The 15,007-nt window shown below is 48.2% G+C and carries 10 protein-coding genes and 1 riboswitch; of the genes, 6 read left to right on the top strand and 4 right to left on the bottom strand.

Annotated elements, in window-relative coordinates; all coding sequences use genetic code 11:
- Positions 1 to 8: 8 nt before the first annotated feature.
- Complete coding sequence (locus tag QFZ48_RS04410) at positions 9 to 1,187, bottom strand: trans-sulfuration enzyme family protein (RefSeq protein WP_429045438.1); 1,179 nt, start codon at positions 1,185 to 1,187, stop codon at positions 9 to 11.
- A 185-nt stretch (positions 1,188 to 1,372) separates the two neighbouring features.
- Positions 1,373 to 1,492, bottom strand: a riboswitch (SAM riboswitch).
- A 127-nt stretch (positions 1,493 to 1,619) separates the two neighbouring features.
- On the opposite strand from QFZ48_RS04410, the gene QFZ48_RS04405 reads away from it, so the two are divergent.
- Positions 1,620 to 2,903, top strand: a complete 1,284-nt coding sequence (locus QFZ48_RS04405) for a DUF2851 family protein (protein WP_429061290.1) — start codon at positions 1,620 to 1,622, stop codon at positions 2,901 to 2,903.
- 246 nt (positions 2,904 to 3,149) lie between these two features.
- On the opposite strand, the gene QFZ48_RS04400 is transcribed toward QFZ48_RS04405, so the two are convergent.
- Positions 3,150 to 3,557 carry an OsmC family protein gene (locus QFZ48_RS04400; protein ID WP_429045441.1) on the bottom strand — a complete coding sequence of 136 codons (408 nt, stop codon included), beginning with the start codon at positions 3,555 to 3,557 and terminating at the stop codon, positions 3,150 to 3,152.
- Positions 3,558 to 3,750: 193 nt separating this feature from the next.
- Here QFZ48_RS04400 and QFZ48_RS04395 point away from each other — a divergent pair, with 193 nt between their 5' ends.
- The 5 genes from QFZ48_RS04395 to QFZ48_RS04375 all read left to right on the top strand — a co-directional run bounded on the left by QFZ48_RS04395 (position 3,751) and on the right by QFZ48_RS04375 (position 11,600).
- The gene (locus QFZ48_RS04395; protein WP_429061289.1) at positions 3,751 to 4,557 is read left to right on the top strand and encodes a hypothetical protein; all 807 of its coding nucleotides are present in this window, start codon (positions 3,751 to 3,753) and stop codon (positions 4,555 to 4,557) included.
- A 36-nt stretch (positions 4,558 to 4,593) separates the two neighbouring features.
- Positions 4,594 to 5,493 (top strand): lipoyl synthase, encoded by a 900-nt coding sequence (gene lipA, locus QFZ48_RS04390; protein ID WP_079468971.1) that lies wholly within the window; start codon positions 4,594 to 4,596, stop codon positions 5,491 to 5,493.
- Between the two features lie 408 nt (positions 5,494 to 5,901).
- The gene (locus tag QFZ48_RS04385) at positions 5,902 to 7,236 is read left to right on the top strand and encodes a TolC family protein (protein WP_429061287.1); all 1,335 of its coding nucleotides are present in this window, start codon (positions 5,902 to 5,904) and stop codon (positions 7,234 to 7,236) included.
- Positions 7,237 to 7,254: 18 nt separating this feature from the next.
- The gene (locus QFZ48_RS04380; protein ID WP_429045447.1) at positions 7,255 to 8,388 is read left to right on the top strand and encodes an efflux RND transporter periplasmic adaptor subunit; all 1,134 of its coding nucleotides are present in this window, start codon (positions 7,255 to 7,257) and stop codon (positions 8,386 to 8,388) included.
- A 29-nt stretch (positions 8,389 to 8,417) separates the two neighbouring features.
- Positions 8,418 to 11,600 carry an efflux RND transporter permease subunit gene (locus QFZ48_RS04375; RefSeq protein WP_429045448.1) on the top strand — a complete coding sequence of 1,061 codons (3,183 nt, stop codon included), beginning with the start codon at positions 8,418 to 8,420 and terminating at the stop codon, positions 11,598 to 11,600.
- A 67-nt stretch (positions 11,601 to 11,667) separates the two neighbouring features.
- On the opposite strand, the gene QFZ48_RS04370 is transcribed toward QFZ48_RS04375, so the two are convergent.
- Together QFZ48_RS04370 and QFZ48_RS04365 are read right to left on the bottom strand one after the other, a co-directional pair.
- Positions 11,668 to 12,051 carry an SdpI family protein gene (locus QFZ48_RS04370; RefSeq protein ID WP_429045450.1) on the bottom strand — a complete coding sequence of 128 codons (384 nt, stop codon included), beginning with the start codon at positions 12,049 to 12,051 and terminating at the stop codon, positions 11,668 to 11,670.
- Positions 12,052 to 12,297: 246 nt separating this feature from the next.
- The gene (locus tag QFZ48_RS04365) at positions 12,298 to 15,003 is read right to left on the bottom strand and encodes an AsmA family protein (protein WP_429061285.1); all 2,706 of its coding nucleotides are present in this window, start codon (positions 15,001 to 15,003) and stop codon (positions 12,298 to 12,300) included.
- Positions 15,004 to 15,007: the final 4 nt, after the last annotated feature.

Below are 15,007 nucleotides of genomic sequence, written 5' to 3'. Positions count from 1 at the left end.
GCCGACGGCTATTGTAAAACAGTAATTTGCTTGCCGGCCGGATGGTTTAATTTATCCAGCGCCTGTTTCAGGTCGTTGATCAGGTCATCAGCATCTTCGATGCCTACTGATAAACGGATGCAGGAGTCCTGCAGACCTGTTTTTCTCCGGAATTCTTCCGGTATGGTACGATGCGTCATGGTGGCCGGATGGGCCAGCATGCTTTTCACGCCGCCAAAGCTTTCTGCCAGCTTAAATAATTTGGTGGCGTTTACGATACGTATAGCGTTTTTGATATTGTCGCTTTTCAGGGAAAAGCTTACCAGTGCGCCGTAATTTTTTTGTTGTTTACGGGCAATGTGATGATTTTTATGAGTAGCCAGTCCGGGATAAAATACTTTATCCACAGCGGGGTGTGTGGCCAGCCAATTGGCGATGGCGTTGGCGTTGCTGCATTGTTTTTCCAGGCGCAGGTATAATGTTTCAATACCGCGTATGGTGAGCCATGCTTCAAACGGGCTGAGGATACTGCCGGAAATATTCTGGTTGTACCGGATCTGGTCTGCCAGTGTTTTTGAGTTTACGACTACGAGGCCGGCAATTACGTCACAGTGTCCTGCGAGGTATTTGGAAGCGCTGTGGATAACGAGGTCGGCGCCCAGTGTCAGCGGCTGTTGCAGTAATGGTGTGCTGAAGGTATTGTCTACCGCCAGCAGGATGTTATGTTGTTTAGCAATTTTGCTGATAGATTTAATATCAGATACGCGCAAAGTAGGATTGGTAGGGGATTCCAGCCAGATGATCCTTGTATTGGGCGTGATGGCGGCCAGTACTTTATCGAGGTTGCTGGTATCTACAAAGTTCACTTTGATGCCAAAGCGTTCAAACATGTGATTAAAGATCTGGAAGATGCCACCGTAGGTGTCTTCCACGGCCATGATCTCATCGCCGGTCTTTAACAGCTTCAGCACCGCATCTATGGCCGACATACCGCTGGCAAACGCAAATCCGGCAAACCCTTCTTCCAGGTTGCAGATAAGGTCTTCCAGCACTTTTCTCGTGGGATTGTTTGCCCGCGAAAACTCAAAGCCTTTATTGATGCCGGGTGATTCCTGCACAAAGGTGGACGTTTGATAGATAGGCACAGAAATGGCGCCTGTCAGTTCGTCTACCGGGATGCTATGAATCAGTTGTGTAGCTGTTTTCATGTTATAAATTATTTTTAATGATGTTCAATGTGCACAATTGCCAACTGCAACGATATCATTAAAGATCAACTTAAACAACAACAAATCCATGAAAAGGGTGGGGAAGGGGCATAAAAAAAGCTCTCCCGTTTGTTGGAAGAGCTCCTTTAGAAAGTTATATATCTCTGTGAAGTATTATCTCTGCCAACTTATCTTTCCCCGATTTGCACCGGGGCAGGAATTAGCACCTTTTTCCCGATTATAATAATCAGGAAAGGTTGCTAAGGCATCGCAGGGCCAAGTCCCTCCGCCTTTCTGGATAAGTGATGTGTAAGAACTGGCGCAAAGGTAATATGACTTTGAGCAGATTTCCAAATTGGAGCTGAATTTTATTTATTAATCGATGTTTTATTACCTTTGGATGATATTATTTTGTACCCAACCATATCTCTTATGTTTGTTAACCCGTTGCTCTCAGAAGAGCTGTTCCAGCATATCTGGGCATTCCGGCTATTTAAGCAGGATCATCTAACCACTACCGGCGGAGAATCAGTACAGGTCTTGTTTCCCGGTAGTCACAACCACAATGGCGGGCCGGATTTTTCGGCCGCAAAAATCAGGATCGGGGCTACTTTATGGGTAGGCCAGGTGGAGCTGCACCTGCGTACATCCGACTGGTTCCGGCATGGGCACCAGCATAATCCGCAATACGGGCGAATTATCCTGCATGTGGTGTTTGTACACGATATGCCCGCCGTAGGAATGGGCGAGGCCCCCTGCCTGGAATTGCAGCAGCATATTCCCAAGTTGCTCCTGCAGCGGTATGAGGAGCTGCGGCGGTTGTCGCCTTTTGTTCCCTGTGCCCCGCATGCTGCGCGGGTGCCGCCCCTCATCTGGCTTAGCTGGAAGGAACGCTTGCTGGCAGAGCGCTGGGAACGTAAGATCGGCAGCCTGCGGGCCTGGCTGCAGCATAATCGCTACAACTGGGAAGAGGTGTGTTACTGGGCGGTAGCGCAAAGTTATGGCACGCCCGTAAATACCTTACCGTTCCTGCAGGTGGCACAGTCGCTGCCCTACAAAATGCTGATGCGGTACCGGCACCTGTTGCTTCAGCTGGAGGCCCTGCTGTTTGGCCAGGCAGGTATGCTGGAAGCGCCCCAAACAGACGGATATGCGTTGCAGTTACAGGATGTTTACGGGCACCTGCAACACAAGTTCCGGCTAAGTCCTATGCCCGCTCACCAATGGAACTGGCTGCGGATGCGGCCTGCCGCCTTTCCTACCATGCGGCTGGCGACTTTTGCGGCGCTTTTGCAGCAATCTCCCCACCTGTTTTCCCGCATACTGGAAGCCCCCGACGTAACAGCGCTGGAACAGCTGTTCTTCGTACAGCCGTCGGCGTACTGGCATACGCACTACCGCTTCGGGCAACCCGTGGCCCGCACACAACGGCCGGGAAAACAGGCGGTGCAGGGCATCCTGATCAACACGGTATTGCCATTGCTGTTCCTGTACGGACAGGATAAGAACGGGAAATATTACCAGGAAAAAGCATTGCATTTCCTGCAACAGCTGCCGCCGGAAAAGAACCACATCACCAACAGCTGGAGCCGGCTGGGCGTAACCCAGGAAAGCGCTATGGAATCGCAAGCCTTGTTGCAGCTGAAGCAACACTACTGCGACGAGAAGAAGTGCCTGCATTGCGCCATAGGAGCGAAGATCATCGCGGGGGTGTGAGGAGGGCGCCTCGCCTTCGGCGATGCGGAAATTGTCTTGGGCGCTGATTACGCTGATTATACTGATTGGCTTGATTTTTACTTTTAGATTTTTAAAAGATGAAAGGGAGATAGAAACGGATATACCCGCTTTTATCTCCCTTCATCTTTTTAAAATCCAAAAAAATCCAAAAAATAAAAATCAGGCCAATCAGTATAATCAGCGTAATCAGCGCCCAAGACAATTTCCGTACCGCCGAAGGCGGTACTACCAGTTAAAGGTTACGTCCTGCACAATATCCGGGTGCACGCTCTTGGCCACCGGGCAGGTGAGGGCGGCTCTTTCCAGGATGGTTCGTTCCTTTTCACCGAAACCGTGGCCGGAGGGGAAGTCGAATACGATGGTTACACCGGTAATGCGGCGGGGATCTGAGCCCATTATTTTCTGAACGCTTACTTTGGTGCCTTCAATAGCCCAGTTATTATCCAGCGCCTTGATACCCATGATGCTGAGCATGCAGGAACCGAGGGCGGTAGCCACCAGGTCGGTCGGGGAAAATCTTTCTCCTTTACCACGGTTATCAACAGGGGCATCTGTTTCGATAACAGTGCCTGATTGCAGGTGGGTGGCGGTTGTACGAAGTTCGCCGGTATAGATAATAGATGCTGTTTGCATGATATCTTTTTAAATGATCAATCCGTAAAATTAAATGTATTTTTATTATAAGTGTATTCCCTGGCAGTGAAGGCCCTGGTAAACTAAAAAAAAATTAGCTACGTTTGTAATATATACATAACAATACCTTTGTTCAAGCGTTTAATTATTATAACAATAGCCCACTGTGAAAAAAATATACTTAATCCTGTTTTTGGCAACAATATCCGGCGGCTTGTTTGCGCAATCCACCTCACGGCAGCAGCAAAGCACTAATAAGAAGAGCGATAAGGAACAGCGTAAGCTGAAGAAGATCTCCATTTTCCGTGAACAGGAGGAAGGGGAAAACGTTTTCCAGCGCGACTTTTCCGCGGGTGCCCGGCTGAATACCGACGGCTGGTCCGGCTTTGCGGAACTGGGATACCGGAAAACCAGGAAAAAGGTGAATTATTTCCAGTTTGAGTTTGGAGAGAAGAAAAGTCACAAGGAAGTAAAGCTCAACAGCGGTTATGCCTTTACCCAGCGTCCTTATATATTCGGTAAACAGAATAATTTCTACCAGGCTAAGCTGGGCGTGGGTCAGCGGTACCTGATCGGTGGCAAAGCCAATAAAAACGGGGTAGAAGTAGATGCCATCTATTACGGAGGCGTATCCCTGGGGCTGTTGAAACCTTATTACCTGAACGTGCAGGACGAAAACGGCGAGAATGTGGATATCAAATACAGCCCGGAAACGGCAGACCTTTTCCTGCATAAGGAACAGATCAATGGCGCCGGCGGCTTTGGTAAGGGCTGGAATAACCTCAGTGTGGTACCGGGTTTACATGCCAAATTGGGCATGCGGTTCGACTGGGCCCATTTTAACGAGGTGGTGAGCGCCCTGGAAGTAGGGGTAAATGCTGAATATTACACTAAAAAGATTCCTATTATGGTGACAGTGGATGGCGTTGACCCAAATAAACAGTTCTTTTTTAATGCATATATCAGCATCCAATTCGGGAAGCGCTGGAATAAGAGATAAGTATTAACTTTGCTCTTCTAAAGAAAGGAATAAGCGATGCAAGAACTACCCGTAATAGCCGCCGAACCGGCTACAACAAGAGTAAAAAAGCCAGACTGGCTGCGCGTTAAATTACCCATAGGCGAGAATTATAAACAGGTTAGAAACCTGGTAGATACCCATAAATTACATACGATCTGCGAAAGTGGTAACTGCCCTAATATGGGCGAGTGCTGGGGAGCCGGTACCGCTACTTTCATGATCCTGGGAAATATCTGTACCCGTAGCTGCGGTTTTTGCGCTGTAGCCACCGGTCGGCCGGAGGCAGTGGATTTTGATGAACCACAGCGTGTGGCCGAAGCCATTTACCTGATGAAAGTAAAACATGCCGTTATCACCTCTGTGGACAGGGATGAACTGAAAGATGGCGGTTCCATTATCTGGGCCAACACCATCAATGCCGTAAGGGCATTGAACCCGGAAACCACCATGGAAACCCTTATCCCGGACTTCCGCGGCCAATGGGAAAATCTCCAGCGCATTATCGATGTGGCGCCCGAAATTGTATCACATAACCTGGAAACCGTAGAACGTTTAACCAAACAGGTAAGGATACAAGCCAAATATCACCGTAGCCTGGAAGTGATCCGTCGCCTGAAAGAAGGTGGCATGCGCACGAAGAGCGGTATCATGCTCGGTTTGGGCGAAACAAAAGAAGAAGTGGTACAGGCCATGCAGGACCTGTACGACAACGGTTGTGATGTGGTAACGCTGGGCCAGTATCTCCAGCCTACTCCAAAACACCTGCCTGTTGCCCGCTTCGTGCATCCTGATGAATTTGCCGAATTACGCGAGATAGGTTACAATATGGGACTCGACTACGTAGAGTCAGGACCGTTAGTAAGATCATCTTATCACGCAGAGAAACATATTGTCAGCGGTCGTAATAAAGGATGACCGGAACTGATTTTCACTTAATTGTTAAAATCCACCCAAAAGGGTGGATTTTCGTTTTCATAGCGTTATCTTAGCGCCCGAATTCGTTTTACCTAAGCAACAGAATCATTTTGTTGTTCACCTACTTCGCTGTTATACGTTGTATTCAGATACCTGAAACCATCCTGGAAACCGTGCTGATAAAGTTTCAGATGATTTTGAATTCGCAACTCTCTTATCGACCTACCTGTTTGCTGTAATGATTACAGCTTAACATGTTTTTGCGGCAATTAAAAATGTTGGAGTGCGTACAGCGCTGCAACAAATACGGGATGATAATGCCATGCCATGAAAGAAATCAACCGCTTGCTGGTATACATTATTTTCTTTCGATTGGTACAATGATGAACTGAATGTCAAAAGCCTTTTATGAAAAGAGCATTTTATTTGTTAGCTGTGGCGTGCGGATTATTTATATCCCCGCAGGTATTTGCACAGCAATCTACGGACTCTCTGTTAACCAGCGCTACCCTGCAGGAATGTGTGCGGTATGCCCTTTCCCATCAGCCGGTCATCAGGCAATCGCGCATCGATGAAGCGATTACCGACAGAACAGTGAAAAGTAAGCTGGCCGACTGGTATCCACAGATCAACCTGGATTATAATATCCAGCATTACCTGGAACTGCCCACTTCCATTTTTGGTGGTAATCCTACCAAAGTAGGCGTGGCCAATACCTCTACCGCGCAGTTCGGACTGAATCAGAACCTCTTTACCCGCGATCTCTTACTGGCCACTAATACGGCAAGGGATGTACGGAAACAAAGCCATCAGACCACAGCACGCAACCAGATAGACCTGGTGGCAGATGTGAGCAAGGCTTACTACGACGTACTCCTCACTACACAGCAGATCAAGGTATTGAGTGAAGACATTATCCGCCTGGAACGCAGCCTCAGAGACGCGAATAACCAATACGCCAGCGGTATTGTGGATAAAACGGATGCCAAGCGCGCTACCATTTCGCTGAACAATGCCCGCGCACAACAAAAAGCCGCGCGTGAACTGCTCACCTCCAAACAGGCTTACCTGAAGGAACTGATGGGATATCCGCTGAACGGCGGCGATGTGCCACTGACAGCCGATTCCGTTTCCGTAGCAGCAGAGGTAACAGGGGCGGACACCCTGCTGACAGCCGATTATAAAAACCGCATTGAATACCAGTTACTCGAAACACAGCAAAGCTTACTGCAGGCTAACCTGAAATACAATAAATGGAGTTACCTGCCCACCGTATCTGCTTTTATTAACTACTCTTTTGCTTACCAGAATGAGCAATTTGGCAAGTTATACAGTGAGAATTTCCCCAACTCTTTACTTGGATTGAAATTATCTTTACCCATTTTCCAGGGAGGAAAGAGAGTGCATAACATTCGCATGGCAGAACTCCAGATCCAGCGTACACAATGGGATTTCGCGGCTTTAAGAAGCCAAATTAATTCGCAGTACGCACAGGCAATGGCTGCATATAAAAGTAATTATAACGACTATCTCACATTGAAAGAAAATGTACAGATGGCACAGGATGTATACGATATGTTACAACTGCAGTATAAAGAAGGAATTAAAACTTACCTCGATGTACTGGTGTCTGAAACAGAACTGCGCACTGCGCAACTGAATTTTTATAATTCCATGTACCAGGTGCTGTCCAGCCGGATAGACCTGCAAAAAGCATTAGGAACCTTAACCGCTAATTATTAAATGGTAACCGGAACGGATATGAAAAAAATGAACAACATTGTCTTAATCAGCGCTGCCAGTATCCTGGGCTTTACTGCCTGTAAAGGTCCTGCCCAGAAAGGAGCGCCTGCTGTGCCCCCTACACCGGTAAATATTGCGGAGGCATCCGTAGCACCGGCCGTTTATTACGATAAATATCCCGCCACAGTAGTAGCGTTGAACCAGGTGGAACTGCGTTCCCAGGTGTCAGGGTTTATTACCGGGATCTTTTTTAAAGAAGGTGAAGTGGTGCAGAAAGGAAAGACCCTGTATGAAATAGACCGCCGTAAATATGAAGCGGCTTATCTGCAGGCGCAGGCAAATGTGGCCAGCGCAAGAGCCACCTTTGAGAGAGCAAAAAAAGATGACGACCGTTACCAGCGACTGGCAGAGCAGGATGCGGTGGCCCGTCAGATATTGGATAATGCGAAAGCGACGCTGGAAACTTCCCGCAGCCAGCTGGCTGCCGCAGAAGCCAACCTGTCTGCTGTGCGTACTGACCTGGATTATTCCCTGATCAAAGCGCCGTTTACCGGGCGTATCGGTATCTCACAAGTAAAGCTGGGCGCACAGGTAAGCCCTGGTACAACCCTCCTGAATACCATCTCCAGCGAAAACCCGATAGGTGTTGATTTCGTGGTAACGGAAAATGATATCTCCCGTTTTGCCGCCATGCAGGGCAGCAAAGCCAGCGACTCCACCTTCCGTTTGCAGTTGTCCGATGGCACAGAGTTCGTTCATGCCGGTAAGATCCTGGCTATCGACCGCGGCGTGGATAACCAGACCGGTACTATTCGCGTGCGTATCGAATTCAGTAACCCCGACGACCGCCTGAAAGATGGTATGAGCTGCGTATTGCGTGTGTTGAACGAACAATCCGGCGAAAGGCTGATCATTCCTTACAAAGCGATCACCGAGCAGATGGGTGAATACTTTGTATTCATCGCAAAAGATTCTGTGGCAGCCCAGCAAAAAGTACATCTCGGACCAAGAATCGGCGACAGGATCGTGATCATGGACGGTATACAGGCCGGCGATAAAGTGATTACAGAAGGCTTCCAGCGTTTACGTGATGGCGGCAAGATACAGATAGGAATACCAGCCGCAACAACAGGCGCGCCTGCGAAGAAATAGTTTATCAGTAGAATCAACAGCAGAAGATCATGATTGCAGATACTTTTATAAAACGACCCGTAACGGCTATAGTAATATCTATAGTACTGGTGCTGGTGGGGATATTGGCGATGATGAACCTGGCCATTGGCCAGTATCCGGAAATTTCACCCCCCACTGTGCAGGTAACAGGTACCTATACCGGTGCGGATGCGCAAACGGTAGAACAAACAGTGGCCACGCCAGTGGAAGTACAGGTAAATGGTACGCCGGGCATGACCTATATCAACACCAACAACACCAGCAGTGGTCAGATGAGTATGACGGTAAACTTTGAAGTAGGTACCGACATCAACATCGCCGCACTGGATGTGCAAAACCGCGTGGGTATTGCGCAGCCTACCCTGCCACAGGAAGTACAGCGTTTGGGCTTAACCGTTAGAAAGCGTAATCCCAGCATTCTCATGCTGGTAGCTTTGTACTCACCCAAAGGCACACACGATATTACCTTCCTGGATAACTACACCAACGTATATGTAAAAGATGCGTTGCTCAGGGCCAAAGGTGTGGGTGATATCTTTACCCGTGCAGATGATTTCAGTATGCGTATCTGGCTGAAGCCCGATAAGCTCGCAGAAATGGGCGTAACTGCCGAGGATATACGCGCAGCGCTGGCAGAACAGAATGCGCAGATCACCGCAGGTTCCGTGGGTGCGCCGCCGCAACAAACCGGGCAAACCTTTGAATACAACATCTTCACCAAAGGACGTTTATCCACCCCTGAGGAATTTGGAAATGTGATCATTAAAACACGTCCGTCAGACGGAACGCTGGTATACCTGAAAGATGTAGCCCGTGTGCAGTTAGGCAAATTCAACTACGCGGGTAACAACTTTGTGGATGGCAAGCGTGCAGCCTACCTGCTGGTTTACCAGGCGCCGGGAAGCAATGCGATTGAAACAGCGAAGAATGTTACGGCAGCAATGGAAGAACTGAAGAAGCAGTTTCCAAACGATGTGGAATATGTAGTGCCATTTGAATCCGTATCTGTAGTAAAAGTATCCATAGAGGAAGTATTGCACACACTCGTGGAAGCGCTGATACTGGTAGTGATCGTGGTGTTCCTGTTCTTACAGAGCTGGCGCGCTACCCTGATCCCGGTATTGGCTATCCCGGTATCCATTATCGCCACATTTATCTTCTTCATCCCGCTTGGATTTACCATCAACACCCTTACTTTGTTCGGTTTCGTACTGGCCATTGGTATCGTGGTGGATGATGCCATTGTGGTGGTGGAAGCAGTGCAGCATAATATTGACCATGAGAAAATGTCGCCGAGAGACGCTACTGCAATGGCCATGAAGGAAATATCCGGGCCGGTAATTGCGATTGCACTGATCCTCGCGGCGGTGTTTGTGCCGGTAGGGTTTATACCTGGTATCGTAGGCCGCCTGTATCAGCAGTTTGCGATCACCATCGCCATTTCGGTAATGATCTCTGCTTTTGTAGCCTTGTCATTAACACCGGCGTTGTGTATCCTGCTGCTGAAACCAATGCACCTGGATAAAGATTCAAAAGGTCTGAACAAGTTCTTCTTTAAATTCAACCGCTGGTTCGGGCATACTACTTCCCGTTATTCGATGGGGGTTAAGAAAAGTATCCGCTACTTCCGCTTTGTAGTTGTCATCCTGATCTGCATTTTTGTGGGAACAATGATGTTATTCAAAGCCAAGCCCACCGGGTTCATTCCTACGGAAGATGACGGACGTATTTACATCACCTTCGATCTGCCCGAATCTTCTTCTACAGAACGTACGCTGGCTGTCATGCAGCAAATGATGAAAGACCTGGACAACACCGAAGGTATTGCCCACTATGCAGCGCTCGGCGGTTTGAACGTGGTAAACTTTGCCACTAAATCAAACAGTGCGACTATCTTTTGTCAGCTGAAGCCCTGGGATGAACGCAAGCCGGATTCCCTGCAGGTTTTCGGACTGGTAGCTGCGCTGCAGAAAAAGCTATCGAAATACAAAGAAGCAAACGTAGTGGTAATTCCGCCTCCGGCCATTCCGGGTCTGGGATCTACCGCAGGGTTCTCATTTATACTGGAGCAAAAAGGAAGCGGCGAAGTGAAAGCGTTTGAAGGGGTATTACAGAACTTCCTGGCCGCCGCCAACAAACGCCCTGAAATAGCCAAGGCATTCTCCTTCTTCACCGCACGCACGCCCGGCTACCAGCTGGACATCGACCGTGAGAAGGCGAAGAAAATGGGGGTGAAGATATCTGATATTGCTACTGCATTGCAAACATACATGGGTAGTGCTTATATCAACGACTTCACCATCTATGGCCGTAACTTCCGCGTGGTAACGCAGGCGGATTCCAGTTATCGTGGAGATATCAAAAACCTGAGCCAGTTATTTGTACGCAATGCAGCCGGTTCTATGGTGCCACTGAGTTCTCTTACTTCTTATAAGGTGATAGAAAGTGCCCCGGTAATTTCACACTATAACCTGTTCCGCTCTGCGGAAATAAATGGTAACCCGGCTCCGGGATACAGTAGTGGTGACGCCATCAATGCGCTGAAAGAAGTGGCGGCGCAAACCCTGCCGGATGGATATGGTTATGAGTTCTCCGGTTTGAGCCGCGAGGAACTCCTGTCGGGTTCCAAAACGGTGTACATCTTTGCGCTGTCTATCATCTTTGTGTTCCTGTTCCTGGCCGCATTGTACGAGAGCTGGTCCGTACCATTCTCGGTACTCCTGGCGGTGCCTATTGGCGCCTTTGGGGCCATTACGGTGCTTACCTTCCTGCCGAAGCTGAGCAACAACGTATACGCACAGATCGGTTTGATCACGCTGATAGGTTTGTCAGCCAAGAATGCGATCCTGATCGTGGAATTTGCGAAGGAGCGTGTGGATAAGGGCATGGACCTGGTAACAGCGGCGGTGGAAGCAGCGAAGCTGCGTTTACGCCCTATTATCATGACTTCCCTGGCCTTCCTGCTGGGTATCCTGCCGCTGGTATTTTCATCCGGCGCAGGTGCGGAAGCGCGTAAAACAATGGGCTGGACCGTATTGGGTGGTATGTTTACCGCCACCTTCCTGGCCATCTTTATAGTGCCGGTGCTGTACGTGGTGATCACCCGTTTGGCTTACGGCAAAGAGAAGCTCCGTAAGATGAAAGAAAATTATCAGTCTGTACCGGAGCACGATGTGCAGGGCAGATTGTAATAAAAAGAGAAGGGTTTATAATTGTACATACACGAAGAGGCGTTGCGAAAGCAGCGCCTTCTTTGTTTTATTCCGGAAGGATACGTTTGCCGTCTTTGTCGAAGTGACGGGTTAATTCCCATTCAGTATCTCCTACCAGGTACATAGTCCCTGCTACTACAGCGCCCACCGTGATATACCAGAACCAATCGGACTGGCGCTGAAAAAGAAGTGCGCATGCAATGCCGCTAACCACCAGTATCACGCCCACACGCCGCGAAATATATGCGGCATATTCATTGGCAGAGCGCCACATTTCAGGCGTTTTGGTAGACAATACGCTGCGGTAACCATACCAGGATTTGGGGCTTTTAGGCGGGAAACGGTGTATGAAATACCCCATGAGATAAAAGATGATGCCCGCAAAAATAGCTGGATTACAATAAGTGGAATGTAAGAAACGTAACCACATGGTCCGGGGTTTTGGTTACCATAAGTTACGTAAAAAAGGCGGATTTTGTCTTTCCCGCTGATTACGCTGATTTTGTTGATTACTTTGATTTTACTTTTTGGATTTTATAAAGGATTTTATAAAGGATTTGGGGAGATATAAGCGAAAATATCCGCTTACATCTCCCCAAATCCTTATAAAATCAAAAAAGTAAAATCAAAGTAATCAACAAAATCAGCGTAATCAGCGGGAAAGACAACCTCCGCGTCAGTGCTTCGTGGTATCCGCCGCCGGTTTCTTCTTGCCGAACAGGCCGTTCAGCGTGTTTTTCACGGATTCGCCGGCTTGTTTGCCTACGTTGTCCAGTGGTTTGCCCGTGGCGGGTTTGGTAGAATCCTTCTTTCCGCTGAGTTGATCTTTGAGTTGATTTTTCAGGGAATTGACAGCGGTATTTTTGATCTGGTTAAGACTATCCTTTACCGTATTTTTTACGGTGTCGATCTTGTTCTTTACCAGTTCTGTTGCCTGTGATTTGAGGTTGTTAGCCGTTTCACGCAGGTCGGTTTTTACGCTCGGCTTGAGAATGTTTCCGGCCATTAATACCTGCAGGTGAACGCTGTCGCCCAGGTTAATGGGGATGCCTTTGCTTTGTGCCTGCGACGCCAGGTTGTTCACCAGCGTGTTGCCGGCAGTGCCCATCATGCTGCGTGGCAGTGCCAGCTGCAGTGTGTAATCGAGCGACTGGTCAAAGCCGTGCGAACCGGCGATATCCATTCGTATACCATTCACCGTTACTTTGAACGGGTTTACTTTAACACGTCCGTTTTCAAAAGAGAAATAGTTTTTAATGTCACGCAGCGAAAGATCTTTCAGCTGTGTTACATTAAGGGTGTTGGCCAGCTGGTCAATTGGGGCAAACTGTTTCAGGAATCCTTGTACAAGCAGCAGGTTGCCATCTCCCGTAAGCGTACTCAGATCGGGCGACATATCCTTTCCCAGTTTACCATGCATCGTTAACTGCGAGGTAATTTTACCGGAAAGGAATTTGCCGATTGGCATTAATTTCTGTACGGTATTGAAGGTGTTGAATGTTTGTTGCACATCCAGGTTTTGCACGTCGTAGGCCAGGTTGATATCGGGATTTGTTTTGCTGGCTTTGGTGCTGTAGCTGCCGTTTATTTCCATAGTACCCTGCAGGGCATTGGCTTTCAGCTGCTGCATGGTTACTGTTTCATCTTTTACCAGCAGCTTGCCGGATACATTGGTAAGATCGGCTTTATCGTAGTGGATCTTATTCACATTGGCCTGCAATCCTAAGTTCAGGTTAGCTGGTACGGCAAATGGGGTAGCGGCAGCGGAATCCTTTTTTGCAGTGGCGGGATCGGTGGAAGTGGTGCTGGTGGTGCCCATCCATTTGTCGAGGTTGATTTCATCTGCTTTGAAATTCATTTGTCCGTCCAGCGGCTCGTTTTTAAACGTATAGGCGAGCAGGTTATTCACTTCTCCGTTGGCTTCAAAGTTGGTACCCAGGTATTGACCGTTAAGGTCTTTCACCGTCACGTTTTTAGGGTTGAACTGCAAGAAGAGATTATTCACTTTTACACCATCGGGATAATCTTTGCTTTTGTAGAGCATATTGCTCAGTTGCAGTGTGCCGGCGGCATAGAAGCGATCGTACTGTTGTTTTTCGATAGCGCTCATGTTGCCTTTGGCGCTGATGTCGGCATCCAGCAGGCCGGATAAATTGGTGCCGGCTTCGAGTTTTACAAACTGGGTGATTTTAGAAAGATCCAGTTTGCCTTTGGCAGCTGCGTCTACATACATATCAGATACCGGTGTTTTAATGAGCATGCGCAGGTCCAGCGGCGTGTTATCCATTTCCAGGTGGCCGGTGGGCATATCTATCACGGTATGATCCGGTACACCATCGGGATTGCTGATCTTCATGGCAATCTGGATATTTTTTACCGGTTTTGGAAGATCAGGATATTGGAAGAAACCATCTTTTACGGCCAGGTCCAGTCCAAACGCAGGCATTTGCACAGGAGAATAATTGCCTTTTACGAACCCGCCAAAAGCGGCGGTACCACTGGTTTTTATCTTATCGAAATCTGTTTTATAAACAGCAGGTATTAAAGACAACAGGTCTTTAAAATTGGTGGAAGGCGCTTTAAAGCTCATATCCATACCATAGGTAGAATCATTTACCAGCTTAAAGAACCCTTGCAGCGCCAGTTCCAGGTTGTTGAGAGAGGCTTTGCCATCTTTAAACGTATAGGTGTTGGTGTTATTATCCACCTGGATAGCGGCATCCAGGGTGGTTTTTACCTGCGACAAATAAGGAACGGGGCCATACCGGAAGGTAATGCCGCCGGCGGTGGTACTGGTTTGCAGGAGGAACTGGTCTTGTGTAAAATCGCCCTTGCCCTGGTGGTTCAGGCCTGTAACGAGTAATTCCATGTTGCCCTGGCGGTCGTCGTAATTCACCCAGGCATCTTCGATTTTATATTGCTGTAAACTGAGTGAGAAGCTGCTTTTACCGGTGTCGGCAGGACTTACGGCGGCGGTATCAGGCTTCATGATTATATCCCAGTTGGGTACGCCATCTTTATTAACAATAGCGTGTATGCGTGGCTGTAAGAGTGCAATGTTGTAGATGTCCATTTTATCTCCCTTGATCACACTCATCAGGTTGAGGGCTATGTCTATTTGTTTTACAGAAAGAAGGGTATCGGCAGCAAATTCACCGGTGCCGATCACCTGCAGGTCTTCCAGGCCAACGGCCAGACGGGGGAAGTGGCGGAATAAGCTGATATCCACATCTTTAAAATCTACTTTGGCGGTCAGCTGTTTATTCAGTTCTGTTTTTACTTTCGCTATTATTTTGTCTTTAAAGAAATAGGGGATGGCAATAGCGGCCAGTATCAAGACCACCATTGTGATACCCACAATTTTCAGGATCTTTTTGAGCATAGGT

This window comes from Chitinophaga sp. W2I13 (assembly GCF_050434005.1).
Taxonomy (GTDB): Bacteria; Bacteroidota; Bacteroidia; order Chitinophagales; family Chitinophagaceae; genus Chitinophaga.
This window is presented reverse-complemented; position numbering and strand designations above follow the sequence as displayed.